Genomic DNA, 26,366 nt, shown 5'->3' with positions numbered 1-26,366 from the left:
GGTGACCAGCGAACAACCCGACACATCACGCGGCACACGACGGCGGCCCGCCTGGGCCGTCGGCTCGATCGCGGCCGCGGTGCTGCTCGCGGGCGGCGGCACCGCGTACTGGGCGTCCACCGCCCACGGCGACGGCGGGCCGGGCCACCGTACGGGTGACAGCGCGGCCTCGGCGCCCCGTGACGCGGGAGACCCCTCGGGCCCCGGCATCGCGCCCGGTGAGCCCGATCCGTCCGGCGAGGGGGTGGTCTACCGGGCCGACGTGAAGCTTCCGGAGGGCCCGGCGTCCGCGCCCGCGTTCGCCGCGTCGGGCGAGGTCACCTCGGCGGAGGTGGCCCGGCTCGCCGCGGCCCTCGGCATTCCGGGCGAGCCGCGGCTCGCCGGGGACGTCTGGCTGGCCGGGGAGGCCGCCGACGGTTCCGGCCCCCGGCTCACGGTGAGCCGTACGGCGCCGGGGACCTGGAACTTCGCCCGCTTCCAGGCGCCGACCAACGGCACCGGGGACGACTGCGCGCGCGGCAAGGACACCTGCGGCCCCGCGACCGTCCCGCAGGACGGCGGCGCGGTACCGGGCGCGGACAAGTCCGCGGCCTCGGGCAAGCCGGTGTCCGAGGAGGCCGCCAAGGCCGCCGCGGCCCCCGTACTGGCCGCCGCGGGGCTGGACGGCGCGAAGCTCGACGCCCGGCTCGCCCAGGGTTCGGTGCGGGTGGTCAGCGCCGATCCGGTGCTCGGCGGGCTGCCCACGCAGGGCTGGTCCACGAAGGTGAGCGTGGCCGGCGACGGCTCGCTGGTGGGCGGCAGCGGCGAGCTGAAGGCTCCCGTACGGGCGGCCGAGCAGCCGGTGGTCGGGGCCGTGGAGGCGCTGGCCCGGCTGAACGCGAAGTCGGGCGGCCGGGAGGGCACCGGCCCGGACCCCAGCGGCTGCGCCACCGCGGTCCCGCTGGCGCCGGACACCGCGGTGGCGGCCACCGACACGGTGCCGTGCAACCCGGAGCCGCGGCCCATGAAGCCCCCGCGGACGGATACGGTCCAGGGCGCGGTGCTCGGGCTGGCCCCGGGCACGGTGAACGGCTCGCGGGGTCTGGTTCCGGCCTGGCTCTTCGAGGTGGCGGGCCGCGGCGGCGCGCCCGCGCACACGGTGGCCCAGCCGGCCGCCGCCGAGGAGAGCGCCCCCGGCCCGAAGGACGGTCGTACCGTGCCCGGATTCTCGTACGCGGAGGCCGACCGGAAGCTGACCGTGAACTTCTGGGGCAGCGTGTGCAGCACCTACGCCCTGGAGGCGCGGGAGTCGGCCGAATCGGTCCTGGTGAAGATCACGGACACCCCGAACAAGCCGGGTCAGGCCTGCATCATGCTCGCGCAGGAGATGTCCGTGTCGGCCACGCTGCAGCAGCCGCTGGGCGACCGGAAGGTGCTCGACGCGACCACGGGCAAGCCGCTCCCCCGGCAGTAGGAGCGGGCCCGGCCCCCGGGCGTACGGCGAGGGCCCGCCTCCGGTCGATGCGACCGGAGGCGGGCCCTCGTCGTGGGATCGTGCGGGGCGTCCAGGTTTAGCTGAACGAGTCGCCGCAGGCGCAGGAGCCCGTGGCGTTCGGGTTGTCGATCGTGAAGCCCTGCTTCTCGATGGTGTCGACGAAGTCGATGGACGCGCCGTGGAGGTACGGGGAGCTCATCCGGTCCGTGACGACCTTCACACCGTCGAAGTCCTTCACGACGTCGCCGTCGAGGGAGCGCTCGTCGAAGAAGAGCTGGTAGCGCAGGCCGGAGCAGCCACCGGGCTGGACGGCGACGCGGAGCGCCAGGTCATCGCGGCCTTCCTGCTCCAGCAGGGTCCTGACCTTTTCGGCGGCGGCGTCGGACAGGAGGATGCCGTCGCTCACGGTGGTCTTGTCGTCCTGTACGGACATCTGCATTCACTCCCGAAGTGGGCGGCTCCCCGCCGGAGACGGGGAAACGTCGGACTCTTGCCGTCGGTGGCAACGAGCGGGACCGCGGATTCATTCCGGGACCCGACGCTTGTTTCAGATATTCCATGCTCGCACACCGCGCGCGGGGCGGGCCCGACGAATCGAGGGCTGATGCGTCACATTGACACTATCGGCATCGTCAAACTGACATGAAGCGGCTATGATAGATAGCGTCAAGTAGACGAGAAGTCGAAGTGATGATCCAGAAGTCCCTTGTCGCAGAACAGAAAGGGTGCGTGTCGTGACCACCGCCCAGCCGTTGGACGTCCAGCCGACGCCCCTTGCCCTGCTGCTGCTCGGCCGTGAGGCCGACCCCAAGAGCGAGCGCGGGGTGGAGTGCCCCGGCGACCTGCCCTCGCCGTCGGACCCGAACCTCGTGGAGCGTGCCCGCGCGGCCAAGGAGAAGCTCGGGGACAAGGTCTTCATCCTGGGCCACCACTACCAGCGTGACGAGGTCATCGAGTTCGCGGACGTCACCGGAGACTCCTTCAAGCTGGCCAAGGACGCGGCCGCCAAGCCGGAGGCCGAGTACATCGTCTTCTGCGGCGTGCACTTCATGGCCGAGTCCGCGGACATCCTGACCTCGGACGACCAGAAGGTGGTCCTGCCGGACCTGGCCGCCGGCTGCTCGATGGCCGACATGGCCACCGCCGAGCAGGTCGCGGAGTGCTGGGACGTGCTGACCGAGGCCGGCATAGCCGGTGAGACGGTTCCCGTCTCGTACATGAACTCCTCCGCCGACATCAAGGCCTTCACCGGCAAGCACGGCGGCACGATCTGTACCTCGTCCAACGCGAAGAAGGCCCTGGAGTGGGCCTTCGAGCAGGGCGAGAAGGTGCTCTTCCTCCCGGACCAGCACCTGGGCCGCAACACCGCAGTCCGCGACATGGGCATGTCCCTGGACGACTGCGTGCTGTACAACCCGCACAAGCCGAACGGCGGCCTGACCGTCGAGCAGCTGCGGAACGCCAAGATGATCCTGTGGCGCGGTCACTGCTCGGTGCACGGCCGGTTCTCGGTCGACTCGGTCAACGACGTGCGCGCCCGCATCCCCGGCGTGAACGTGCTGGTCCACCCCGAGTGCAAGCACGAGGTCGTGGCGGCCGCGGACTACGTCGGCTCCACCGAGTACATCATCAAGGCGCTGGAGGCTGCCCCGGCCGGCTCCAAGTGGGCCATCGGCACCGAGCTGAACCTGGTCCGCCGTCTGGCGAATCGATTCGCCGCGGAGGACAAGGAGGTCGTCTTCCTCGACAAGACGGTCTGCTTCTGCTCGACGATGAACCGCATCGACCTCCCGCACCTCGTGTGGACCCTGGAGTCCCTGGCCGAGGGCACCCTCGTCAACCAGATCCAGGTCGACAAGGAGACGGAGAGCTTCGCGAAGCTCGCCCTGGAACGCATGCTCGCGCTGCCGTAGCCCGCGGGCCGATCAGTGGAAGGGGCACCCCTCGGGGTGCCCCTTTCGTTTAACCTCCCCGGTACGAAGGGGGAGTTGATCGCCATGACGCACGACGCTCACTACATCGAGGTACTGGCCGACGCGGGCCCGGACGCCGACGGGCAGGAGCGGGAGGAGGCCCGCGCCGAACTGGTCGCGGCCCTGGAGGAGCTGGGCGTGGACGAGGTCCGCGTACGGGAACTGCCGGCGGCGGCCGGGTCCAAATCCGGCGGGCTGTCGACGGCCGAGATCCTGGTGGCCGTGGGACCGCCGCTATTCGCTGCCGTGGTCGCGGCGTTCGAGTCCTGGGTGCAGTGGGCGGGCTCCCGGCAGGTGCGCGTGCGCATCGGGGAGCACGAGTTCGAGGCCGCTCGGCTGACCGACGCGGAGCGGCAACGGCTGCTCGACCACTTCATCGCCCGGACCGCGAGGGCGGAGCAGCCGGTGGAGGGGCCTGTGGAGGCGCAGGCGCAGGAGCCGGTGGAGGAGCCGCCCAATGGCGGTGCGTGAGGCGCTGGTCGTCGCCACCTCCTCGTACGAGGACACCCGGCTCAACCAGCTCCGCTCGCCCGGCCTGGACGCGATGGAGCTGTCCGAGGTGCTCAGCGACCCGGCCATCGGCGGCTACGCGGTCCGCCCGGTCATCGACCAGCCCGCGCACGTCGTGCGGCGCGAGATCGAGCGCTTCTTCATCCGCCGCAAGCCGGACGACCAGCTGCTGCTGTACCTGTCCTGCCACGGCATCAAGGACTCGAAGCTCCAGCTGTACTTCGCCGCGGCCGACACCGACCGGGACCTGCTGGAGTCCACCGCCGTTCCGGCCGGATTCGTCAACGGGCGGCTGATCGGCTGTAATTCGCGCAAGATCCTGGTGCTGCTGGACTGCTGCTACAGCGGGGCGTTCAAGCCGGGCGGCGCGAAGGCGGCGGACACGGCCGTGCACCTGCTGGAGGAGTTCAAGGACACCGGGGTCGCGGTGATCACGGCCACGGACGCCCTCCAGCAGGCCTGGGAGGGCGACGGCCCGATCACCGAGACCGGGGAGGTGCAGCTCTCCGTCTTCACCGCGGCGGCGGTCGAAGGGCTGCGTTCCGGACGCGCCGACCGCGATGGCGACGGCTGGATCTCGGTCGACGACCTCTACGGCCACGTACGGGAGGAGATGCTGTCCCGCGACGCCCGGCAGAACCCGCTGCGCTGGGTCCTGGGCGGCCAGGGCGATCTCAAGATCGCCCGCCGGGCCGCCGAGGGGTCGGCGCCGCTGCCGCTCCCCCGGCCGCTGCCCGCCCTGGGCAGCCCGGCCGTGGAGATCCTGGCCGGCATCTCCTCGGTGGCCACGTCCTTGAAGCGGACCCTGGGTCCCGTCCCCCGGCGGGTCCTGCTCAGCGACCCGAACGGCACGCCGTACAGCAGTACGGACACCCGGGAGATCGTCGCGGCCCTGCCGGCGGGGCACGGCCACGCGTCGCTCGGGGTCGGGCTCGTCCGTGACCTCGTCGCCGATCAGTACAGGTGCACGCAGGACGGCACCGTGACCGCGGTGGTGCTCTTCGACGCGCTGGTCCGGGCACTTCAGCCGGCGCTCGCCCGGGGTGCGCACCCGACCGTGCTGAACCACACCGTCTCGGCGGTCCTCGGACGGGCGCGGGAGACGCTCCTCCTCGCGGGCGTCCGCCCGGGGGATGCCGGCGAGGAAGAGGTCCGCCGGGCCCTCGCCCCCGAGGCGCCGGCGCAGGCCGATCCCGGGCTTATCGAGAACGTGGTCAGGGCCGTGCTCGGCGCCGGCCCCGAGGGTCTCCTCACCATCGAGCCGTCCGCCGGCTTCGGGATTACCAGCCGCGTCTCTGCGGCCTGCGTCCTGCGCGACGGCCACCTCTCCCCTTACCTCGCCACCGACGAGCGCACCGGGCTGGTCGTCCTGCGGGACGTCGCGGTGCTGCTCAGCGAGGTGCCGATCTCCTCGGCGGACGACGGCCTGGCCGCTGTCGAGATGCAGGACGGGCGGCCGTTGGTCCTGGTGGCCCCGTCGTTCGGCGAGGAAGCGCTGGCCGCTCTCGCGGAGCACAGTCTGACGGGCGGCCCGCCCTGCATGGCCGTCCCCCTGCCCGCGACGGACACCGGCTGGCGCGAGACCCAGTGCAAGATCGTTTCTCTCTTCACCACCGCGTCCGTCTTCACCGCGACGGAGGAGATCCGCACGCTGGGGACCTCGTTCTTCGGCAGCGCCCGACGGGTGATCGCCAGCGACCGGACCGTGGCGCTGGTCGACGGCGCCGGAGACCCCGACCGGTACGCCGCTCATGTCCGGCGCTTCCGGGACCCCCTCACGAGGGACTGGAATCCCGCGACCCTGGACCGGTACGTACTGGCCGGCACCGTCTCCGGCCTCTTCGTCGGTGGTACGAACCAAGGCGCCGCCGCCGAGCGGTGGGCGCTGGTACACAGGGCCGTGCGGCGCGGGCAGGCGGCCCTGTCCGGCGGCGTGCTCCCCGGGGAGGCCGCCACGCTGGCGGCCCTCGCGCACTGGACGGCCCCGACGGGCGGCACGGAGGAGGACGGGGTCGGCGCGGCCCTCCGGACGGCGCTCACCCAGCCGCTGTGGGCCCTGGCCGAGAACCACGGGGACCCGGATCCCGGCGCGGTGATCGCCCGGATCCGATCCGAATGGCCCGAGGTCACCTACGAGGCCCTGCGCACCAGGGTCGTCCCGGCCAAGGACGCCGGGGTCTGGGTCCCGGCCTCGTACACGAGCATGCTGCTGGACTCCGTCGAGAGCGCCGTGACCGCGTACCTGTCGCTGGTCTAGGGACAGCGCGAAGGGGCGCCCCGCCGTTGCGGGACGCCCCTTCGCCGTGGCTGTCGCCGGCCCGGTCAGACGCGGGCCGGGGACTCCTCGTCCGAGGGCTCCGACGCGGCCGGGACCACCGTCAGGCGGGCGCGCTTCTTGGCGCGGCGGCGCTCCTTGCGGAGTTCGACCATCGTGTAGAGGGTCGGCACCAGGAGCAGCGTCAGCAGGGTCGAGCTGATCAGGCCGCCGATGACCACGACCGCGAGCGGCTGCGAGATGAAGCCGCCCTCGCCGGTGACGCCGAGCGCCATCGGGAGCAGCGCGAAGATCGTCGCCAGGGCCGTCATCAGGATCGGGCGCAGCCGGTGCCGGCCGCCCTCGATGACCGCTTCGACGACGCCCAGGCCCTGGGCGCGGTACTGGTTGACCAGGTCGATCAGGACGATCGCGTTGGTCACCACGATGCCGATGAGCATCAGCATGCCGATCATCGCCGGGACGCCCATCGGGGTGCCGGTGACGAGGAGCAGGCCGAGTGCGCCGGTCGCCGCGAACGGGATGGAGACCAGCAGGATCAGCGGCTGGACCAGCGAGCGGAAGGTCGCGACCAGCAGCATGAACACGATCGCGATGGCCGCGAGCATGGCCAGGGCGAGCGAGCCGAAGGCCTCGTCCTGGTCCTCGGAGACGCCGCCGATGGAGGCGGTGGCGCCCTCGGGCAGGTCCAGGGCCTTGAGCTTCGTCTGGAGCTCGGCGCTGACCGCGCCCGTGTTGTCGCCCTGCGGCCTCGCGGTGACGGTCGCGGCGCGGGCGCCGTCGATCCGGGTCATCGCGACCGGGCCGGCGATCTCCTTCACCTCGGCGATGTCACCGAGCCTGACCGGGCCGACCGGGAGCGCCTGCAGTTCGGCCAGGGTGGTGGCCGGCTGCGCGGACTTGATGACGATGTCCCGCTCGGTGTCGTCCAGTACGGCCTTGCCCGCCGGGTTGCCCCGTACGGCCTGCGCGACGATCGCACCGAGGGCGGCCTGGTTCAGGCCCGCCTCGGCGGCCTTCGGGGTGGCGGTCACCGAGATCCGGGGCACGGACTGGGACAGGTCGCTCTGCACGTCGGTGACGTTGTCCAGCTTGGCCACCTCGGCGCGGACCTGCTCGGCGGCCTTGGCGAGGACCTCGCCGTCGCCGGCCTTGACGACCACGCTGAGGTTCTGGCTGCCGAAGGCGTCGCCCGCCGAGATGCGGGTGTCGCCGATGCCGTCGAGCCCGGCCAGCTTGTCCTCGATCTGCTTCTTCACGGCCTCCCCGTCGCCCGCGTCCTTCAGCGAGACCTGGTACGAGGCCTGGTTGGAGCCCGTACCGCCGCCGAAGGCCGCGAGGAAGCCGGAGGAACCGACGGTGACCTGGTAGCTCTTGACGCCCTCGACCGAGGCCAGCACCTTCTCGATCTTGCGGCTCGCCTCGTCGGAGGCGGCCAGCGAGGTGCCGGGGGCCAGCTCCTGCTTGACCGTCAGGACTTCCTGCTCGCCCTGGTCGAAGAAGTTGGTCTTCAGCATCGGGGTCATCCCGAAGGTGCCGAAGAGGACGACCACGGCGATGGCCACGCTGGTCAGGCGGCGCCGGGTGGCGAAGCCGAGGACCCGTACGTAGAACCTCTGCAGGCGGCTGCGCGCCTCCTTCTCCTCGGCCTCGCGCCGGGCCTTCGCCGCGCTCTCGGCGTCCCCGGCCGTGACGCCCTTGGGCGCGCTGAGGAACCAGTACGAGAGCACCGGCACGACCGTCAGCGAGACGAGCAGCGAGGCCAGCAGGGCCGCGGTGACGGTGAGCGAGAAGGAGCCGAAGAGCTCGCCGATCATGCCGCCGACGAGGCCGATCGGCAGGAAGACGGCGACGGTGGTGAGCGTGGAGGAGGTGACCGCGCCGGCGACCTCCTTGACCGCGGTGATGATGGCGGCCTCGCGCTCCTCGCCGTAGCCGAGGTGGCGCTTGATGTTCTCCAGGACCACGATCGAGTCGTCGACGACGCGGCCGATGGCGATGGTGAGGGCGCCCAGGGTCAGCATGTTGAGCGACAGGTCGCGGGTCCACAGCACGATGAGGGCGAGGACCACGGACAGCGGGATGGAGACCGCGGTGACCAGCGTCGAGCGCAGCGAGGCCAGGAACACCAGGATCACGATCACCGCGAAGAGCAGGCCGAGCAGGCCCTCGGTGGTGAGGCTGGAGATGGACTTGGCGACGGCCGGGCCCTGGTCGCTGACGACGGTCAGGTCGGCGCCGGCGCCGAGGGTGGAACGCAGCTCGGGGAGCTTGTCCTTGACGGCGTCGGAGATGGCGACGGCGCTGCCGTCCTTGTCCATGGTGAGGACGAGGGCGAGGCTGGGCTTGCCGTTGGTGCGGGTGATGGAGTCGGCCTTGGCCGCCTCCTGCTTCACGGTGGCGACGTCGCCGAGGCGGACGGCCGGCTTGCCGGGTCCGGGGCTCAGGCGCAGGTCCTCCACCTGGGCGAGGGAGGTGTAGCCGGCGCCCACCCGTACGGTGCGGTTCTTGCCCGCCTCGTCGAAGGAGCCGGCGGGTACGGCCGCGCCGCCCGCCTGGAGGCCCTGGGCGAGCGCGGCGCCGTCGAGACCGGCGGCCGCGAGCTTGGCCTCGTCGGGGGTGACGGTGACCTGGAGGTCCTGGACGCCGTCGACGCTGACCTGGCCGACGCCCTCGATGTCCGACAGGACGGGGACGACGGAACGTTCCAGCTGGTCGGCGAGCGCCTGCTGGTCCTTGTCGGAGGTGACGGCGAGGATGACGGTCGGGATGTCGTCGGTGGAACCGGCCACCACCTGCGGGTCCACCTCGGCGGGCAGCCGGACGCGGGCCCGGTTGACGGCCTGCTGGACGTCGGCGACGAGCTGCTTGGTGCCGCTGTCGCCGTAGTCGAAGGTGGCCATGATGAGGGCGTTGCCCTCGCTGGCGGTGGAGGTGATGCCGGTGATGCCGTCGACGCCCTTGAGCATGGACTCGATCGGTTCGACGACCTGCTTCTCCACCACGTCGGGCGAGGCGCCCTGGTACGGCGCGAGCACGGACACCATCGGCAGTTCGATGGAGGGCAGCAGCTGCTGCTTGAGCTGCGGGATGGCTATGGCGCCGAAGAGGAGCGCGACGATCGACACGAGGCCGACCAAAGCTCTCTGGGCAAGGCTGAAGCGGGACAGCCACGACATGGGTATGAGATCTCTCTGCAGGAACGAACGCGAGGGCACTCCCACCCTGTCCCACGGCGCGGGGGCCTTGCGTCGCTCCCAGGTGCCGTCCTTATGTGCGGCATACCGCGTCCGCAGTACGCCGAAGTACTGCGGTGCTACTCCGTGGACTCCGCACGCGGCCGGACCAGGCCCGATTCGTAGGCAATGACCACCAATTGCGCCCGGTCGCGGGCGCCGAGCTTGGCCATGGCCCGGTTCACGTGGGTCTTGACGGTGAGCGGGCTGACCTCCAGCCGTCCGGCGATCTCGTCGTTGGACAGCCCCGCCGCGACGTGTACGAGGACCTCGCGCTCCCGGACGGTCAGCGCGGCGAGCCGCTGCGCGTGCATCCCGGCCGAGGCTCCGCCGGCGGCCGGGTCGGCGCCGCCGCCCTGCGCGAGGAAGGTGGCGATGAGACCCTTGGTGGCGGCCGGGGAGAGCAGTGCCTCGCCGGCGGCGGCCACGCGGATGGCGTTGAGCAGCTCCTCGGGCTCGGCGCCCTTGCCGAGGAAGCCGGAGGCGCCGGCCCGCAGGGCCGAGACCACGTACTCGTCGACCTCGAAGGTCGTCAGCATCACCACGCGCACGGCGGCGAGTTCGGGGTCGGCGCTGATCATGCGGGTGGCGGCGAGCCCGTCGGTACCGGGCATCCGGATGTCCATGAGCACGACGTCGGCGCGGGTGCGGCGGGCCAGTTCGAAGGCCTGGGCCCCGTCGGAGGCCTCCCCGACGACCTCCATGTCGGGCTCGGAGTCGACGAGCACCTTGAAGGCGCTGCGCAGCAGTGCCTGGTCGTCGGCGAGCAGCACCCTGATGGGCGCGGCGGCGGGCAGGTCCGTCGGCGTGTCGTCCACGGGTTGAGCGTACGCGGGCCCGCGCGGGCCGGCCGCACGGGTCCCGTCGGACCGGACAGCGCCGGGTCCTTCGCGCCGGCTCAGCCCAGGGCGAGGACGACCAGGGCGGCGGTCGCCGCGACCTCCGCCAGGGCGCCGAACACGTCGCCGGTGACCCCGTCGAAGCGGCGTACGCAGCGGCGGAGCAGCAACTGCGCGGCGAGCAGGGCCACCAGGACCGCTGCCACCTGCCGGCCGGCGGCGGGGAGGCCCAACGGGAGGGCCGCGGCCGCGGCCGCGGCGACGACAAGCACGGCGATGACGGCGGCGGCGGCGCGCGGGACCACCCCGGCGACGGCGGCGCCGAGTCCGCCGGGGCGGGCGGCCGGGACGCCTTCGCGGCAGGCCAGGGTCATGGCGAGGCGGGCCGTCACGGCGGCGACCACGGCGGCGAGGGCGCCGCGGATCCAGCTGTCGGCGTACACGTCGGACAGGGCCGCCACCTGCACCAGCATCACGATCACCAGGGTCACGACACCGAAGGGGCCGATGTCGGACTGCTTCATGATGCGCAGGGCCTCGTCGGCCGGTTTGGCACTGCCCAGGCCGTCCGCCGTGTCGGCGAGCCCGTCCAGGTGCAGCCCCCGGGTCAGCGCGGCCGGTACGGCGACGGTGACGGCCGCCGCGAGCAGCGGGCCCCCGCCGAGCACCAGCAGGAGCACTCCGGGTACGGCCGCGAGCACGCCCACGACCAGCCCGGCGAGCGGGGCGCAGGCCATCCCGGTGCGGGCGGCGGGACGGTCCCAGCGGGTGATGCGGGCGGGCAGCACGGTGAGGGTGCCGAACGCGAAGCGGAGGCCGTCGGGGAACGAGGCGCGTTCCGGGGGCGGCGTCAGGGGCGGGCCATCGAACGAATCTGTCATCGGCGGGAACGCTACCCCTTCGACGCGAGCGGTAAATTACCCATTACGTGCCAAATAGGGAGTCCGTGGGATGGGTCACTGGTGGTATCGGAACATCGTCGAACCGGGCAAGCTCCCCCTGCTGCTCGCACTGGTCTCCTTCGTGATGTCGTTCCTGGTCACCCGCGTGATCACCCGGATGATCCGGGCCGGCCGCGGCCCGTTCAAGAACGTCACCCCGGGCGGTCTGCACATCCACCACGTCGTCCCCGGCGTGATCCTCGTGATCATCGGCGGCTTCGGAGCGGTCGGCGCCGGCCGGTACGGCTTCGCCGGGGCGCTCTCGGCCGTGATCTTCGGGCTGGGCGCGGGCCTGGTCCTGGACGAGTTCGCGCTGATCCTGCACCTCGACGACGTCTACTGGAGCGAGCAGGGCCGCAAGAGCGTGGAGATCGTCGTCGTGACGGCGGCGGTGGTGGCCCTCGTCCTGGGCGGGTTCGTGCCCTTCGGGGTCAACGACCTGACCGCCGAGGAGCGCCAGAGCCGCGGGCTGGTCGCCATGAACGCGGCCTTCAACTTCTTCCTGGCCCTGATCGCCCTGTGGAAGGGCAAGGCGCGCACCGCGCTGTTCGGCGTGATCGTGCCCTTCGTGGCGCTGGTCGGGGCGATCCGGCTGGCCCGGCCCGGGTCCCCGTACGCGAAGAGGTTCTACGCGAACCGCCCGCGCGCCCGCGCCAAGGCGGGGCTGCGCGCCTTCCACCACGACCGGCGCTGGGCGCGGCCGCGGCGCAGGTTCGAGAACTTCATCGGCGGCACCCCCGACCCCGAGCGGTCCGCGGTCTCCCTGGAGAAGCCGCCCCCGCCGTGACGCCGACGGGCCCTCCCCGGAAGGGAAGGGCCCGTCGTGCTGTCGGTGGGTCCGTGCGCGGTGCGTCCGCCCGGGCCGGCCCGGACTCAGCCCGGGATCAGCCCGTCGTCGCTGAGCATCTCCCTGACCTCGTCGAGGCTCGCGTCGGGGCCGGGCAGGATCAGCTCGGACGGCTCCAGCGCGTCGTCCGGGAGCGGCTCGCCCAGCCGCCGTACCGCTTCGAGCAGGGCGCCCAGCGTGCGCCGGAAGCCCTCCGAGTCCCCGCTCTCCATCTCCGCGAGCAGTTCGTCGTCCAGCTTGTTGAGCTCGGCGAAGTGACTGTCGGCCAGCTCCACCTGGCCCTCCCCCATGATGCGGACAATCATGACGGGCCCCGTCCTACTGCTTGTCGAACCGGTGCTGGGTCGGCGACTGCTGGGCGTTGCCCGGGGCACCGCCCTCGATGGCCTGCTGCTGGGCGGACGGGCCGCCCGCCAGCTCGGCCTTCATGCGCTGGAGCTCCAGCTCCACGTCCGTACCGCCCGACAGGCGGTCCAGCTCGGCCTGGATGTCGTCCTTGGAGCCCAGCCCGCTCTGGTCGTCGAGCGCGCCGGAGGCCAGCAGCTCGTCGATCGCGCCGGCGCGGGCCTGCAGCTGGGCGGTCTTGTCCTCGGCCCGCTGGATGGCCAGGCCGACGTCGCTCATCTCCTCGGAGATGCCGGAGAAGGATTCCGCGATCCGGGTCTGGGCCTGGGCGGCGGTGTAGGTGGCCTTGATGGTCTCCTTCTTCGTCCGGAAGGCGTCCACCTTGGCCTGGAGCCGCTGGGCGGCGAGGGTCAGCTTCTCCTCCTCGCCCTGCAGGGTCTGGTGCTGCACCTCCAGGTCGCTGACCTGCTGCTGGAGCGAGGCACGGCGGGAGAGGGCCTCGCGGGCCAGGTCCTCGCGGCCGAGGGCGAGGGCCTTGCGGCCCTGGTCCTCCAACTTGGCGGACTGCCCCTGGAGCTGGTTCAGCTGCAGCTCCAGGCGCTTGCGGGAGGTCGCCACGTCGGCGACTCCGCGGCGCACCTTCTGCAGCAGCTCCAGCTGCTTCTGGTACGAGTAGTCGAGGGTTTCGCGCGGGTCCTCGGCCCGGTCAAGGGCCTTGTTCGCCTTCGCGCGGAAGATCATCCCCATACGCTTCATGACACCGCTCATGGGCTTCGCGCGCCCCCTTCTAGACGGACTGTGCTCCAGGTCACCGACAGGACCCACAGTACGGGCCCTGTCTCCATTACCGCACTGTTCGAGTACGGATGCGCTCCTCCTCCAGGACGACTACACCCGCGCCGTATCAGGCGTAAGGAGTAGGTGATCCCAGGAGAGGCGGCCACCGCACACACCGTGCAATGGGAAGACGCCCGCCGTTGCCGGATCGTTCCCCAGCGGGGTGGGGCCCGTGCCCGCAACCACGTAGGCTTGGGTTTTGTGTTTGGTAGCCGCTCCTCCAAGGAAGAGAAGGCCGCCGCCACCGACAAGGTGAGCGCCGACCTCTCGCAGCCCCGTGACCCGCAGGCCCCGAAGGGCCGCCCTACGCCGAAGCGTGCTGTGGCCCAGTCGCAGCGCAAGACCGTGGTGGCCTCGACCGGCAACCGCAAGGAGGATGCCAAGCGAGCCCGTGAGCGCCGCCGGGCCGAGATGGCCAAGCAGCGCGAGGCCCTGGCCAGCGGCGACGAGCGTTACCTGCCTACCCGGGACAAGGGTCCCGTCCGCAGGTACGTCCGCGACTTCGTGGACTCCCGCTTCTCGGTCGCCGAGATGTTCCTGCCCCTGGCCGTGGTCATCCTGGTGCTCAGCATGGTCCGGCAGCCGGAGATCCAGAACATCGCGCTGCTGCTGTGGCTCGGCGTGATCGCCCTGATCATCCTCGACTCCATCGGCCTGGTGTTCCGCCTGCGCAAGGCGCTGACCACGCGCTTCCCGAACGAGCCGCGCCGCGGCGCGATCGCGTACGGCCTCATGCGCACCCTCCAGATGCGCCGGCTTCGTCTGCCGAAGCCGCAGGTCAAGCGTGGGGAACGGCCCTGAGCGGATTCTCCGAGGGCGCGCGGATCTGGCTCGAGGGCCTGGGCGGACTCCGTAACGCCGTCCGGCAGGAACTGGTGGGCCGGCAGGTCGACGAGCAGATCGCGCACCGCTTCCCGGTCGGGCAGCGGCTGCGCGTCCTCGACGTGGGCATGGGCCAGGGCACCCAGGCGCTGCGGCTGGCCCGGGCCGGGCACAAGGTGACGGGCCTGGAGAAGGACCCCGGCATGCTGGCCGTCGCCCATGAGGCGCTGGCCGCGGAGCCCTCCGGGATCCGCGACCGCGTGCAGTTCCTGGAGGGGGACGGGCGCGAGACCGGCGCCCACTTCCTGCCGGGCAGCTTCGACGTCGTGCTGTGCCACGGCGTGCTGATGTACGTGCCCGAGCCGGACGCCATGCTCGCCGGGCTGGCCCGGATGCTCGCCCCCGGCGGTCTGCTGTCCCTGCTGGTGCGCAACGGCGACGCGCTCGCCATGCGGCCCGGGCTCGACGGCGACTGGAAGGGCGCGCTGGACGCCTTCGACGGCACCGACTACACGAACCGGCTGGGCCTGGACGTACGTGCCGACCGGCTGGCCGGGCTCACGGCCACGCTGTCCGGGATCGGCGCACCGCTGGGCGCCTGGTACGGCGTACGCGTCTTCACCGACGGGACCGAGGCGGGCGAGGTGCTGCCGCCCGACGAGGAGCTGGAGCGGCTGCTGGCCGCCGAGGACCGCGCGGGGCGCACCGACCCCTACCGCGGCGTGGCCGCCCTGCTTCACCTCTGCGGCGTCCGAGGCTAGCGACCCTCCGGGCCGCGCCCGCACAAACCAGCCCCTCCGGCGTTTGAGGAGCGGGGTCTGGGGCGGCGCCCCAGGAAACCCGGCTCCGCCGGGCACCGGGCTCCGCCCGGACCCTCCCCCAGACTTCGTCCGGGGGGACCCCCACTCAAACGCCGGCGAGGCTGGATATTGCTACGCCTCGAGCGCTGAGCGCAGGCTCATCGTGTAGAGCTCCGTGCCGCTGTCGTCGGACAGCTTCACCTGCTCGGTGCCGCCTTCCAGCAGGTCCTTCCAGTACTCACCGATCCAGGACTCCGCGTCCCCCTGCGTGGTGAACTCCTCCGGCACCACCGACGGGCTCGTCTCCGTGCCATCGGCCGTCTCGAACCGCCACGTCCACGCCATGTCCGCCTCCATTTGCTCGTCCGCTGCTCGCACGCTGCTCGCCGCCTTGAGTCTGCCCGCAGATTGACGTGCTCCCTGCCTGAAGGGCGGGGATTCCTGCCACGGTCGTCTGACCGTCTCGGTGGCTTCCTGCTTCACCGCACTGTGCCGGGACTTTCGTCCCGGTCTTACCGGCGCTCCACAAGGCGTTTAGCCTGTCCGCCCGTCCGGCGGCCAGTGTGTCGCACGCGGAGCAGACCTGAGAGGTCGGCTCGAAGCGTCCGATCCTGCCGAAGTACCGGCGATCGGCCACCCCGGCGTGCTGCCGGGCTACCTTGATCCGAGCCTTGGCCCGGTTGTTGCTGCCCTCGGCCTTGCGGGACAGGTCCCGGACCTTGGCCACGTACACCGTGCCGTTGCTCTGGAGGGAGAAGGCATTGGTGTTGAGCCGGATGGACTGCCGGGTGTCCTTCTTCGACTTGCAGCGGGGCGGAGCGACCTTCGGCCCCTTGCGTTTGCCCTTGATGGAGTCGAAGAAGTTCTTGTAGGCGGTGTCCAGGTCCCTCAGGGCCTGTTGCAGCACCACGGCTGACACATCGGCCAGCCGAGCACGCTCCTCGGTCCGCTTGGCTTGCGTGATGCGCAGCCGGGAAAGATCGGCCGACTTCACCACACGGACGCACCCGAACGCCTGGGCCAGCGCACGACGCTGGCCGACGTCCGGGTAAACCCGGTACTGATATCGAAGCTGCACGTCTTGATCGTACTGAGACTGGCCTCGTGGACGCACAGAAACGACTTTTGTCGTGGCAGACACCGGCAAGGCACAGTCCATTGAGCTGCCACAGGATGCGCTCATGCCCGAGCCGAGGGCCGGGGCTTCCCCCAGAGGTCCCGGTGACCGGGCGCGCAGCAGTCTCGGCGACGCGGGAGGATCATCCTGTGGAACTCACTCTGCTCGGCACCGGCACACCCGAGGGCCTGCCCCGCCCCGGCTGCCCCTGTGCGGCCTGCGCGGTCTCCGTCGGCGGGCGCTCCCGCGCCGCGACGGCCGTCCTGGTCGACGGGGCGCTGCTCCTCGACCTGACCCCCGGTGCGGTGCTGGCCGGCGCCCGGGCCGGGCATTCGCTGGCCGGCGTGCGGCAGGTCCTGCTGACTCACCCGCACGACGGACCCGCGGTCGAGCTGCCGCCCGGTCTGCCGGCCGCCGGGCGGGTTCCGGACGGGCGGGAGCTCGCGGTGATCTCCGGACACCGGGTGCGGGCCGTGCCGATGGACGCGCCGGGCACCGGGTACGAGGTGACCGGCCCGGACGGCGGCCGGCTGCTGTACCTGCCGCCGGGCGGGGCCCCGGCGGGAACGAACGGAGCGACGGGCCGGCGTCCGTACGACATCGTGCTCGCCGATGTGCTGGGGCGGCCCGAGGCGCTCGCCCGGCTGCGGGCGAGCGGCGACATCGGCCCCGCCACGGACGTGATCGCCGTCCACCTGGACCACGACGTCGCGCCGGGCCGGGAGCTGGAGCGCCGGTGCGCGACCGCCGGCGCCCGGGCGGTTCCGGACGGGACCACGGTGACCGTCGGGGACCACGACGCGGTGCCGGAACCACCGCGCCGGACGCTGGTGCTGGGCGGGGCCCGCTCGGGCAAGTCCGTGGAGGCGGAGCGCCGGCTGGAGTCCTTCCCCGAGGTGGTCTACGTGGCCACCGGCGGCACCCGGGACGGGGACGCGGAATGGGCGCAGCGGGTCGGCCTGCACCGGGAGCGCAGGCCGGGGAGCTGGCGGACGGTGGAGACCTGCGAGCTGGTCCCGCTGCTGGCCGACGCGGGGCCGCCGCTGCTGATCGACTGCCTGGCGCTGTGGCTGACGGACGCGATGGACCGGGCGGGGGCCTGGGACGACGCCGTCTGGGCCAAGGACGGGCAGGAGCAGCTCGGCGAGCGCACCGCCGAGCTGGTGACGGCGGTGCGCGCGACCCGTCGTCTCGTGGTGCTGGTCAGCAACGAGGTCGGCTCGGGCGTCGTCCCCGCGACCTCCTCGGGCCGCCGCTTCCGCGACGAGCTGGGCCGGCTGAACGCGCGGGTCGCGGGCGAGTGCGAGCACGTGCTGCTGGTCGTCGCGGGACAGGCGAGCGTGCTCAAGGAACCGCCGGGGTGAACTGACGGACGCCGGACCGGAACGGGCGCCCCGCCCGTCCGTCCCGGCGCCCTGCGGCCGGGCCGGAACGGGCCTCCCGGGACCTGAACGCGGGGCCTTCGCCCAAGGCCTGAGGGTGTGCCTCACCGGCTGTACTCTCTGGCAGATGAGCACGCTGAATCTCGACGACTTCTCCGATCTGATCGAGCGTCCCGACGGGGGCGTCCGGCGTGATGCCGAGGAACGCCGTGAGCGCCTCGCCGTACCGCCCGGCGCGCTGGGCCGGCTGGACGAGCTCGCCGAGTGGCTGGCCGCCGCGCAGGGGAAGGTGCCGGTCAAGCCGATCGAGCGCCCGCGCGTGGTGCTGTTCGCCGCCGACCACGGGATCGCCTCCGCGGGCGTCTCCGCGCGGGCCGCGTCCACCGGCCACGAGCTGGTGCGGGGCGTGCTGGACGGGACCAGCCCCGTCGCCATCCTGGCCGGCCGGCTGGGCGCCACGATACGGATCGTCGACGCCGGGCTGGACTGCGATCCCGGGCTGCTCCCCGCGGAGGTGACCGGCCACCGGGTGCGGCGCGGCAGCGGCCGGATCGACGTGGAGGACGCCCTGACGGCCGAGGAGGCCGAGGCCGCGGTGCGGCTCGGGATGCGGATCGCCGACGAGGAGGCCGACTCCGGGACGGACCTGGTCGTCCTCGGGGACCTCAGCGTCGGCGGGACCACCGTCGCCGCGACCCTCGTCGCCGCCCTGTGCGGAACCGATGCCTCGGTGGTCACCGGCCGCGGCGGCCTGCCCATCGACGACCTGGCCTGGATGCGCAAGTGCGGAGCGATCCGCGACGCGCTGCGCCGGGCCCGCCCGGTGCTCGGCGACCAGGTCGCACTGCTGGCCGCGGTCGGCGGCGCGGACGTGGCCGCCATCACCGGTTTCCTGCTCCAGTGCGCGGTGCGCCGTACGCCGGTCATCCTCGACGGCGTCGTCTCGGCCGCCTGCGGACTGGTGGCCCAGCGGGCCGCGTTCCGGGCGCCCGACTGGTGGCTGGCCGGTCAGGCCAGCGGAGAACCGGGCCAGGCGAAGGCACTGGACCGGATGGCACTCAACCCTGTGCTCGACCACGGCGTCACAGTGGGCGAAGGTACCGGGGCATTGCTGGCTCTCCCCCTCGTCCAGGCGGCCGCCGCACTCGCGGCGGAACTCCCTGAGCGGGCGGCGGCGGAGCCGACGGAATGAGCCACCGGGGCCCGCGGTCCTGACCAGGCCGTGGTCCCCGACCGCCCAACCACGGACAGCGGCGCCCCATATGATCGCTTTTTATGGGAGAGGTCCGTTTGACCAGCGCAGAGACCGACCGCACCGCCTCACCGGCGACCGGTCCGTCATCCGGCAGGAAAGAGACCGGCGGCGATCCCGCCGGCAAGGCGGCGGGGGGCGGCCGGGAGTCCGGACGGGACCGGGAGGCCGGACGGGAATCGGGCCGGGGGACCCCACGCTCACGGCGCGGCGCCGCGTTCGCGGTCTGGTACCTGCGCGCCGTCACCTTCGTCAACTTCCTCAGTGCGGTGTGGGTTTCGCTCGGGCAGGACCTGCGGCGCCACAACGTCGAGGACTTCTACACCCCGTACATGCTCACGGCGGGCTTCGCCTCCGGGCTGTTCACGCTGCTGCTCGCCGTCACCCTCGGCCGCCGCAAGCGCGCCTCCTGGATCCTCAACCTCGTCCTCAGCGGCCTCCTGGCGCTGCTGCTCGCCTACGCGCTCTACGCGTACGAGGAGATCCGCGAGCATCCGCAGAACTGGGTCTCCCTGGCCCTGACCGCCGCCTTCGCCGGCGCCCTGCTGCTGGGCCGGCGCGAGTTCTACGCCAAGGGCGACCGCTCCAACCCGGCGCTCGCCACCGCGGTCGCCGCCGTCGGCCTGCTCGTCACCTCGCTGGTCGCGGCCCTGCTCGTCGGCGCCTCGAACACCGCCCCGCACAGCGCCGAGGCCACGTTCCTGGCGCGCTGGAAGTACGGCGTGATGCGGCTGATCACGCTCGCCCCGGACGACCGGGCCTACGAGGCGATCACCACGCCGGGCTGGGTGGACGTCGTCATCAACGTCATGTCGATGCTGCTGCTGCTCGCCGTGCTCTTCGCCGCGTTCCGCTCGCGCCGCGCCGTCGACCCGATCAGCGAGGAGGACGAGGAGCGGCTGCGGGCCCTGCTGGCCCGGCAGGGCGACCGCGACTCGCTCGGCTACTTCGCGCTGCGCCGCGAGAAGTCCGTCATCTGGTCCCCCACCGGCAAGGCCGCCGTCACCTACCGCGTCGTCGGCGGGGTCTCGCTGGCCTCCGGCGACCCGATCGGCGACCCGGAGGCCTGGCCGGGCGCCATCGACCCGTGGCTGGCCGAGGCCCGCGAGCACGGCTGGGTACCGGCCGTGATGGGCGCGAGCGAGGAGGCCGGGCAGATCTACGCCCGGCACGGCCTGGACGCGCTGGAGCTCGGTGACGAGGCGATCGTCGAGACCGCCGAGTTCACCCTGGAGGGCCGCGCCATGCGGACCGTCCGGCAGGCGTTCAACCGCGTCAAGCGGGCCGGGTACACGGTCCGCATCCGCCGCCACGCCGACATCCCGGCCGCGGAGATGGCCGAGCTGGTGCGCCGCGCCGACGACTGGCGCGACGGCGCGACCGAGCGCGGCTTCTCCATGGCGCTGGGCCGGCTGGGTGATCCCGCCGACGGCCAGTGCGTGATGCTGGAGTGCACCGACGGCAACGGCGACCTGCGGGCCGTGCTGTCCTTCGTGCCGTGGGGCCCCAAGGGCCTGTCCCTGGACCTGATGCGCCGCGACCGGGACTCCGAGAACGGCCTGATGGAGTTCATGGTCATCGAACTCCTCGAACGCTCCAAGGAGATCGGGGTCACCCAGGTCTCGCTGAACTTCGCGATGTTCCGGTCCGTCTTCGAGCGCGGGTCCCGGCTCGGGGCGGGTCCGGTGCTGCGGATGTGGCGCTCGCTGCTCAGCTTCTTCTCCCGCTGGTGGCAGATCGAGTCCCTCTACCGGGCCAACGCCAAATACCGGCCGATCTGGGAACCGCGGTTCATGCTCTTCGAGAAGAGTTCGGACCTGCTGCGGATCGGTGTCGCGGCCGGCCGGGCCGAAGGCTTCCTGGAGGCCCCCGGCCTTCCGAAGTGGCTGCACCGCAGACACCTGGAGACCCGCCGTTGACAGCGTGGAACGCCTCCCCACTCCGGCGGTTCGCCCACCGTGAGTGGGGGCCCCTGTTCCGGACCGTCCGGACCGCGCTCGTCCGCGACAAGTGGCGGGCGATCCCCCTGACCATCGGCGCGGTCTGCCTGACCTCGGTCTTCCAGATCGTGCAGAACACCTCCTGGGGCTTCCAGCCGGTCCAGAACCTCGGGTCGGTCAAGGCCGTCGACCCGCTCTGGCTGGCCCTGCTGCGGACCCCCCTGTCGCTGTTCGTCCCGGCCCTGGACCTGCCGGTGTGGGGGGCGCTCGCGCAGATCCTGCTCGTCTTCGGGATCTCGGAGATCTGCATCGGCTGGTGGCGCACGCTGCTGATCGGCTACGTCGCCACCCTCGCCGGGACCACGTACGCGCGGATCGGGCTCGCGCTGGGCCACGACCATCCCTTCGGCCTGCCGGTGTCCGACCGGATCGTCAACGACACCGGGCCCTCGGCCGCGGTGGTGGGGCTCGCCATCTACGTCTGCTGGCGCTACCGGGCGTACCTGACCGGCGCCCTCGTGATCCTGGCGATGATCGGCGAGGTGCTCGTCAAGGACAACCTGGCGGGCAAGGAGCACCTGGCGGCGATCGCCGCGGTCATGGCGGTGTGCGTGCTGCGGGCCCAGTGGCACCCGGTGCGCCCCCGCGCGGCCCTCGGGCAGCCACCTCCGCCCTGACCGCCGCGGAGCAGGCCGTACCGTATCGGGGTGACGACAGACCGCGGGCGGTTCGCCCCCACCCGGCAGTGGATGCGGGCCCATCCGCTCGCCACCGACGCCGTGCTGGCGTTCGGGGCGTTCACGGCCATGGTCGTCGGCTCCTTCGCCGATCCGCACGGGCCGCACGGGCCCACCTTCGGGACGCGCACCCCGGATCCGTTCTCGCTGCTGCTGATGCTGTTCGGCGCGGCCGCCCTGGTGTTCCGGCGCCGGCAGCCCCGTGCCGTGCTCGCCGTGACCTGCGGGCTCTCGCTGCTGGAGCTGACCACCGGGGAGCCCCGGGCGCCCGTCGCCATGTGCGCGGTGATCGCGCTGTACACGGTGGCCGCCCGCACCGACCGGCCCACGACCTGGCGGATCGGGCTGCTGACCATGGCCGGGCTGACGGGCGTGGCGATGCTCGCCGGACCGCTGCCCTGGTACGCGCAGGAGAACATCGGGATCTTCGCCTGGACGGGCATGGCCGCGGCCGCCGGCGACGCCGTGCGCAGCCGGCGGGCCTTCGTCGACGCCATCCGGGAGCGGGCCGAGCGGGCCGAGCGGACCCGCGACGAGGAGGCCAGGCGGCGGGTCGCCGAGGAGCGGCTGCGGATCGCCCGGGACCTCCACGACGTGGTCGCCCACCACATCGCCCTGGTCAACGTGCAGGCGGGGGTGGCCGCGCACGTCATGGACAAGCGGCCGGACCAGGCCAAGGAGGCGCTGGCCCACGTACGGGACGCCAGCCGGTCGGCGCTCAACGAGCTGCGGGCGACGGTGGGGCTGCTGCGGCAGTCCGGTGACCCGGAGGCGCCGACGGAGCCCGCGCCCGGGCTGGGCGTCCTGGAGGAACTGGTGGACACCTTCCGGCACGCCGGGCTGCCGGTGAAGGTGATCGTCCAGCTGGAACCCGAGGCGGGACCGCTGCCGGCGGCGGTGGACCTGGCGGCGTACCGGGTGATCCAGGAGGCGCTGACCAACGTGCGCAAGCACGCGGGCCCCGGGGCCAAGGCCGAGGTCAGCGTGGTCCGGGTCGGGCCCTCGGTGGAGGTGACCGTGCTGGACGACGGGGGCGCGGAGCCGGCCGCGGCCGGCGCGGAGCCGGGCGGAGGCCACGGCCACCTCGGCATGCGCGAGCGCACCGGCGCCCTGGGCGGCTCCTGCTTCGCGGGCCCCCGCTTCGGCGGCGGCTACCGCGTCCACGCGATCCTGCCGGTGTCATAGCCGCGGCCCATTTCAGCCCCGCCGGCGCTCGACATCCGCCCGGGCAACCTCAGCCCCGCCGGCGTTTGAGGCGTGGGGGTCCCCCCGGACGGAGTCTGGGGGAGGGTCTGGGGCGGAGCCCCTGGGGGCACCTCCCAGCGGTAGCTGGGGGAGAAACCCGGCTCCGCCCTCAGGTGTTGAGCAGGCGCAGCGCCGCCGGGGCGTAGCGCTCCCCGGCGACCGCGGTCGCCGGGACGGAGCGCTCCAGCTCGTCCAGCTGTGCGGCGGTGAGCGTCAGGTCGGCCGCTCCGGCGTTCTCCTCCAGGCGGGTGATGCGCCGGGTGCCGGGAATCGGGGCGACCTCCGGGCCACGGGCCAGCAGCCAGGCCAGGGCGAGCTGCACCGGGGTGCAGCCGATCCGGTCGGCCAGGGCCCGGACCCGTTCGACCAGGGCGAGGTTGCGCGTGAGGTTCTCGCCCTGGAAGCGCGGGTCGGTGCGGCGGTAGTCGTCCGCGTCCAGCTGGTCGAGCGAGGTGAGGGCTCCGGTGAGCAGACCCCGGCCGACCGGTGAGTAGGGCACGAGTCCGATGCCCAGCTCCCGTGCCGTGGGTGCGATGTCGGTCTCCACATCGCGCTCCCACAGCGAGTACTCCGTCTGCAGGGCGGTGATGGGGTGGACGGCGTGGGCACGGCGCAGGGTGTCCGCATTGACCTCCGACAGCCCCAGATGCCGGACCTTTCCGGCCGTGACGAGTTCGGCCATGGCCCCGACGGTCTCCTCGATCGGGGTGTCGGGGTTGCGGCGGTGCAGGTAGTAGAGGTCGATGGTGTCCACGCCCAGCCGGGCCAGCGACGCGTCGCAGGCCTGGCGGGCGTAGGCGGGACTGGAGTCGATGACGGCGCCGCCGGCCGTGCCACCGGGCCCGATGCCGCGGATGCCGAACTTGGTCGCCACCACCGCCTCGTCGCGGCGGCCCTTGAGGGCCCGGCCGAGCAGTTCCTCGTTCCGGCCGGCCGCGTAGACGTCGGCGGTGTCGAAGAACGTCACCCCGATGTCGAGGGCCCGCCGGATCGTGGCGACCGACTCGGTGTCGTCGCTCGTGCCGTAGAAGGCCGACATGCCCATGCAGCCGAGGCCGATCGCCGAGACCTGGAGTCCTGAGGTGCCGAGGGTGCGCTGGTGCATGGGGTGCCACTCCTTCGTTCCGGCCGCGCGTTCCGGCCGGGTCGTGGGTCGGGTTGTGGGTCGGGGGTTCGTGAATCGGTCGGAGGCCGTGGGCCGGCCGGCGTGCGTCGCGGTGGTCGCGAGGGTGCGGTCAGGCGTTCGGTGCGGGGTTGTGGGTGCGCGCGCTGCGGGCGGAGAGCAGCAGGGTGAGCAGGGCGCAGGCGGTCAGCACGGCGGCGACGGCGGTCACGGCGCGCGGTCCGGCGGCGGAGTCCACAAGGAGGCCGCCGGCCAGGGACCCTACGGCGATGGCGCCGTTGAAGGCGGCCACGTACAGCGACGAGGCGGCGTCGGACTCCTCCTTGGCGAGCTGCAGCACCCAGGTCTGCAGGCCCACGGGCAGGGCCGCGAAGGCCAGGCCCCACAGGACGAGCAGGGTGATCGCCGCGGGCCGCGAGTCGCCGAAGGCCCACAGCAGGGCGAGCGAGCCGGCCATCAGGACGAGCGCGCCCACCAGGGTGCCGTGCACCGAGCGGCCGACGACGGCGCCCGCGACGAAGTTGCCGGCGAATCCGGCGGCTCCGAAGACCAGCAGCAGCACACCGACCATGCCTTCGCTGATGCCGGTGACCTGCTCCAGGTACGGGGCGATGTAGGTGAAGGCGAGGAAATGGCCGATCATCACCAGCGCGGTGACCCCGACGGCGGCGCGCAGCCGGCTGTTGCGCAGGACGCGCGGCAGGGCGGCCAGGCTCCCGATGCCCTGGGCGGGCAGGCTGGGCAGCAGGAACAGCACGGCGACCAGTACGACGAAGCCGATCGCGGCGACGGCGGCGAACGCGGTGTGCCAGCCGGACCGCTGGCCGATCATGGTGCCCAGCGGGACGCCGAGCACCGAGGCCAGCGAGATCCCGCCGAGGACGAGGGCGGTGGCCCGCACGGCGTGCCGCTCGGGGACCAGACGGACCGCGATGGCCGCGGCGATCGACCAGAAGACGCCGTGGGCGAGCGCCACCAGCACCCGGGCGCCCAGGAGCACGCCGTAGGAGGTGGCGATCACGGCCAGCAGGTTGCCCGCGACGTACAGCACCAGGAGTCCGGCGAGCAGCCACTTGCGGTCGATGCGCCCGCACAGGGTGGTCAGCGGCGCCGCGGTGATCGCGGCGACGGCGGCGAAGCCGGTGACGAGGAAGCCGGCGGTGCCCACGGAGACGTCCAGGCCCGCGCCGATGGACGGCAGCAGCCCGATGGGAAGCGTCTCGGTGGTGACGAAGGAGAACGTGCCCAGCCCGAGGGCGATCACGGCCAGCCAGGCGCGCAGCGGTGAGGTGCCGGGATCGGGTGCGACGGTGCGCTGCCCGTCCTGGGCGGGAGCGGTTGAGGTCTGTGTCATGGCTGTCGGTCTCCCTGGGGTGAAGCGTCGATGGGGCCGTCGGGGCCGGTTCGGGTGAGGACGAGGGCGGAGGTGTCGCCGTCGGGCCGGGCGCGGGGGCTCCAGCCGTGCGGGCACGGGCCGGCGTCCAGGACGTCGGGTCCCATCGACCAGTGGGCGATCGCGCATCCGGGCACGACGCACAGAGCGTCGGACACGGGGGCGGAGCGGAAGGCGTGGGCGGGGCTGATGGGGAATCCGTTCACCGGGCGACGCCCCCGACGAGCTGCGCCGCGCGCTCGCGTGGCAGGTGTTTGGGGGACTCGGCGTCCCAGCGGATCAGGGCCGTGCCGACCCCCATGCCACCGCCGAAGCCGGCCAGCAGCACCAGATCGCCGTCCAGCAGCGCGCCGGACCGGTTGGCCTGGTCGAGCGCGAGCGGTATCGAGGCGGCGCCGGTGTTGCCGTGCAGGTCGACCGGCAGGTGGGCCTGGGCGTTGGGCAGCCCGAGGCTGGGGATGACCTCGCCGACCATCACACCGTTGGCCTGGTGCGGAACGAAGTGCCTGACCGCGGCCGGATCCACGTCGTGCGCGGCGAGCACCCCCTGGACGGCGGACGGCAGGCGCTCGTTGACGAAGTCGCGGACCTCGCGCCCCTGCATCTTGAAGAAGTGCTGGCCGTTGGCGAGGGTGCCGGCCGAGGCGGGGTGGCGGCTGCCGCCCGCCTGGACTCCGATCAGCGCGTGGAGGCTGCCGTCGGTGCTGGTACCGGTACCGACGATGCCGAATCCCGGCCGGGCCGGGCCGAGTACGACGGCTCCCGCACCGTCCCCGAACAGCACCGCGGTCTTGCGGTCGCTGTGGTCCAGGATCCGCGAGTAGACGTCCGCGCCCACGACCAGTGCGTACTTGGCCTCGCTGTGCTCGCTGATCCCGGCCAGCAGCTGCGCACCGGTCTGCAGGGCGAAGACGAAGCCGGCGCAGACGGCGTTGATGTCGAAGGCGGCGGCCTGCGTCGCGCCGATCCGGTCCTGCACCAGACAGGCGGTGGCCGGCTGCGGGTAGTCGGGGGTGGAGGTCGCCACGATCACCCAGGCGATGTCGCTTTCGCAGATCCCGGCGTCGTCCATCGCGGCCCGCGCGGCGGCGGTGGCCAGGTCGGAGGTCGCTTCGTGCGGCGCGGCGCGGCGGCGCTCGCGAATGCCGGTCTTGCGGACGATCCAGTCGGAGGTGACCCCGGCCCGCTCGGCGACCTCGGAGTTGGGCACGATGTCGCTCGGGAGGTACGAGCCGGATCCGACGATGCCGATGGTTGACGTTGCTGGTGAGTACACGG

The 26,366-nt window shown here is 72.6% G+C and carries 24 protein-coding genes; 12 read left to right on the top strand and 12 right to left on the bottom strand.

All coding sequences use genetic code 11. The annotated features are described in order from the left end of the window. The first annotated feature begins 1 nt into the window (after position 1). Positions 2-1,453 carry a hypothetical protein gene (locus ACIPYQ_RS03840; protein WP_401245790.1) on the top strand — a complete coding sequence of 484 codons (1,452 nt, stop codon included), beginning with the start codon at positions 2-4 and terminating at the stop codon, positions 1,451-1,453. Positions 1,454-1,550: 97 nt separating this feature from the next. Here the strand turns inward: ACIPYQ_RS03840 and erpA are convergent, their stop codons facing one another. Next, positions 1,551-1,907 (bottom strand): iron-sulfur cluster insertion protein ErpA, encoded by a 357-nt coding sequence (gene erpA, locus ACIPYQ_RS03835; protein WP_030010511.1) that lies wholly within the window; start codon positions 1,905-1,907, stop codon positions 1,551-1,553. A 292-nt stretch (positions 1,908-2,199) separates the two neighbouring features. On the opposite strand from erpA, the gene nadA reads away from it, so the two are divergent. The 3 genes from nadA (at position 2,200) to ACIPYQ_RS03820 (ending at position 6,214) form a co-directional block, all read left to right on the top strand. Continuing rightward, positions 2,200-3,387 carry a quinolinate synthase NadA gene (nadA, locus tag ACIPYQ_RS03830; RefSeq protein ID WP_401245788.1) on the top strand — a complete coding sequence of 396 codons (1,188 nt, stop codon included), beginning with the start codon at positions 2,200-2,202 and terminating at the stop codon, positions 3,385-3,387. 84 nt (positions 3,388-3,471) lie between these two features. Further along, on the top strand, positions 3,472-3,918 hold the full coding sequence (locus ACIPYQ_RS03825) for a hypothetical protein (RefSeq protein WP_401245786.1): 447 nt from the start codon (positions 3,472-3,474) through the stop codon (positions 3,916-3,918). Then, positions 3,905-6,214, top strand: a complete 2,310-nt coding sequence (locus tag ACIPYQ_RS03820) for a TCP-1/cpn60 chaperonin family protein (RefSeq protein ID WP_401245784.1) — start codon at positions 3,905-3,907, stop codon at positions 6,212-6,214. The genes ACIPYQ_RS03825 and ACIPYQ_RS03820 overlap by 14 nt, the downstream gene beginning before the upstream one ends. A 65-nt stretch (positions 6,215-6,279) precedes the next feature. Here the strand turns inward: ACIPYQ_RS03820 and ACIPYQ_RS03815 are convergent, their stop codons facing one another. From ACIPYQ_RS03815 to cobS, 3 genes are all read right to left on the bottom strand, one after another. Then, the gene (locus ACIPYQ_RS03815) at positions 6,280-9,411 is read right to left on the bottom strand and encodes an efflux RND transporter permease subunit (protein ID WP_401245782.1); all 3,132 of its coding nucleotides are present in this window, start codon (positions 9,409-9,411) and stop codon (positions 6,280-6,282) included. A 137-nt stretch (positions 9,412-9,548) separates the two neighbouring features. After that, entirely contained in the window at positions 9,549-10,286 is a 738-nt protein-coding gene (locus ACIPYQ_RS03810) for a response regulator transcription factor (RefSeq protein WP_319721044.1), read from the bottom strand. Positions 10,287-10,366: 80 nt separating this feature from the next. Then, positions 10,367-11,188: an adenosylcobinamide-GDP ribazoletransferase gene (gene cobS / locus ACIPYQ_RS03805; protein WP_361769931.1), complete on the bottom strand. Its 822-nt coding sequence runs from the start codon at positions 11,186-11,188 to the stop codon at positions 10,367-10,369. Positions 11,189-11,258: 70 nt separating this feature from the next. Here cobS and ACIPYQ_RS03800 point away from each other — a divergent pair, with 70 nt between their 5' ends. After that, positions 11,259-12,035, top strand: a complete 777-nt coding sequence (locus ACIPYQ_RS03800) for a hypothetical protein (RefSeq protein ID WP_401245779.1) — start codon at positions 11,259-11,261, stop codon at positions 12,033-12,035. A gap of 86 nt (positions 12,036-12,121) precedes the next feature. On the opposite strand, the gene ACIPYQ_RS03795 is transcribed toward ACIPYQ_RS03800, so the two are convergent. Beyond that, entirely contained in the window at positions 12,122-12,400 is a 279-nt protein-coding gene (locus ACIPYQ_RS03795) for a hypothetical protein (protein ID WP_327413574.1), read from the bottom strand. Positions 12,401-12,413: 13 nt separating this feature from the next. After that, positions 12,414-13,208: a PspA/IM30 family protein gene (locus tag ACIPYQ_RS03790; RefSeq protein ID WP_401245777.1), complete on the bottom strand. Its 795-nt coding sequence runs from the start codon at positions 13,206-13,208 to the stop codon at positions 12,414-12,416. 270 nt (positions 13,209-13,478) lie between these two features. Between ACIPYQ_RS03790 and ACIPYQ_RS03785 the strand changes: the two genes are divergently transcribed. Then, positions 13,479-14,078 carry a DUF3043 domain-containing protein gene (locus tag ACIPYQ_RS03785; RefSeq protein ID WP_361769940.1) on the top strand — a complete coding sequence of 200 codons (600 nt, stop codon included), beginning with the start codon at positions 13,479-13,481 and terminating at the stop codon, positions 14,076-14,078. A gap of 74 nt (positions 14,079-14,152) precedes the next feature. Beyond that, entirely contained in the window at positions 14,153-14,860 is a 708-nt protein-coding gene (locus ACIPYQ_RS03780) for a class I SAM-dependent methyltransferase (RefSeq protein ID WP_362233615.1), read from the top strand. Between the two features lie 171 nt (positions 14,861-15,031). Here the strand turns inward: ACIPYQ_RS03780 and ACIPYQ_RS03775 are convergent, their stop codons facing one another. After that, the gene (locus ACIPYQ_RS03775; protein WP_401246132.1) at positions 15,032-15,187 is read right to left on the bottom strand and encodes a hypothetical protein; all 156 of its coding nucleotides are present in this window, start codon (positions 15,185-15,187) and stop codon (positions 15,032-15,034) included. After that, positions 15,138-15,977, bottom strand: coding sequence for a helix-turn-helix domain-containing protein (locus ACIPYQ_RS03770; protein ID WP_401245774.1), 840 nt, complete (start codon positions 15,975-15,977; stop codon positions 15,138-15,140). Before ACIPYQ_RS03770 ends, ACIPYQ_RS03775 begins: the two co-directional genes overlap by 50 nt. Positions 15,978-16,165: 188 nt before the next feature. Here ACIPYQ_RS03770 and ACIPYQ_RS03765 point away from each other — a divergent pair, with 188 nt between their 5' ends. The 5 genes from ACIPYQ_RS03765 to ACIPYQ_RS03745 all read left to right on the top strand — a co-directional run bounded on the left by ACIPYQ_RS03765 (position 16,166) and on the right by ACIPYQ_RS03745 (position 22,512). Continuing rightward, positions 16,166-17,380, top strand: a complete 1,215-nt coding sequence (locus ACIPYQ_RS03765) for a bifunctional adenosylcobinamide kinase/adenosylcobinamide-phosphate guanylyltransferase (protein ID WP_401245772.1) — start codon at positions 16,166-16,168, stop codon at positions 17,378-17,380. Positions 17,381-17,525: 145 nt separating this feature from the next. After that, positions 17,526-18,590: a nicotinate-nucleotide--dimethylbenzimidazole phosphoribosyltransferase gene (gene cobT / locus ACIPYQ_RS03760; RefSeq protein ID WP_401245770.1), complete on the top strand. Its 1,065-nt coding sequence runs from the start codon at positions 17,526-17,528 to the stop codon at positions 18,588-18,590. Between the two features lie 83 nt (positions 18,591-18,673). Continuing rightward, the gene (locus tag ACIPYQ_RS03755; protein ID WP_401245768.1) at positions 18,674-20,569 is read left to right on the top strand and encodes a phosphatidylglycerol lysyltransferase domain-containing protein; all 1,896 of its coding nucleotides are present in this window, start codon (positions 18,674-18,676) and stop codon (positions 20,567-20,569) included. Next, positions 20,566-21,267 (top strand): hypothetical protein, encoded by a 702-nt coding sequence (locus tag ACIPYQ_RS03750; protein ID WP_401245766.1) that lies wholly within the window; start codon positions 20,566-20,568, stop codon positions 21,265-21,267. Before ACIPYQ_RS03755 ends, ACIPYQ_RS03750 begins: the two co-directional genes overlap by 4 nt. A gap of 72 nt (positions 21,268-21,339) precedes the next feature. Continuing rightward, positions 21,340-22,512: a histidine kinase gene (locus tag ACIPYQ_RS03745; RefSeq protein ID WP_361770945.1), complete on the top strand. Its 1,173-nt coding sequence runs from the start codon at positions 21,340-21,342 to the stop codon at positions 22,510-22,512. A 169-nt stretch (positions 22,513-22,681) separates the two neighbouring features. Here the strand turns inward: ACIPYQ_RS03745 and ACIPYQ_RS03740 are convergent, their stop codons facing one another. The 4 genes from ACIPYQ_RS03740 to ACIPYQ_RS03725 form a co-directional block, all read right to left on the bottom strand. Continuing rightward, complete coding sequence (locus tag ACIPYQ_RS03740) at positions 22,682-23,677, bottom strand: aldo/keto reductase (protein WP_401245764.1); 996 nt, start codon at positions 23,675-23,677, stop codon at positions 22,682-22,684. A gap of 130 nt (positions 23,678-23,807) precedes the next feature. Next, entirely contained in the window at positions 23,808-25,049 is a 1,242-nt protein-coding gene (locus ACIPYQ_RS03735) for an MFS transporter (protein WP_401245762.1), read from the bottom strand. Then, positions 25,046-25,294, bottom strand: a complete 249-nt coding sequence (locus ACIPYQ_RS03730) for a hypothetical protein (RefSeq protein WP_361769617.1) — start codon at positions 25,292-25,294, stop codon at positions 25,046-25,048. Before ACIPYQ_RS03730 ends, ACIPYQ_RS03735 begins: the two co-directional genes overlap by 4 nt. Then, complete coding sequence (locus ACIPYQ_RS03725; RefSeq protein ID WP_401245760.1) at positions 25,291-26,364, bottom strand: 3-oxoacyl-ACP synthase III family protein; 1,074 nt, start codon at positions 26,362-26,364, stop codon at positions 25,291-25,293. Before ACIPYQ_RS03725 ends, ACIPYQ_RS03730 begins: the two co-directional genes overlap by 4 nt. Positions 26,365-26,366 lie beyond the last annotated feature (2 nt).

Origin of the sequence: Streptomyces sp. NPDC090045, from assembly GCF_044747975.1 — a bacterium.
Lineage (GTDB): Bacteria > Actinomycetota > Actinomycetes > Streptomycetales > Streptomycetaceae > Streptomyces.
The sequence above is the reverse complement of the archived record's forward strand: the minus strand, read 5'-3'. Positions and strand labels throughout refer to the sequence as shown.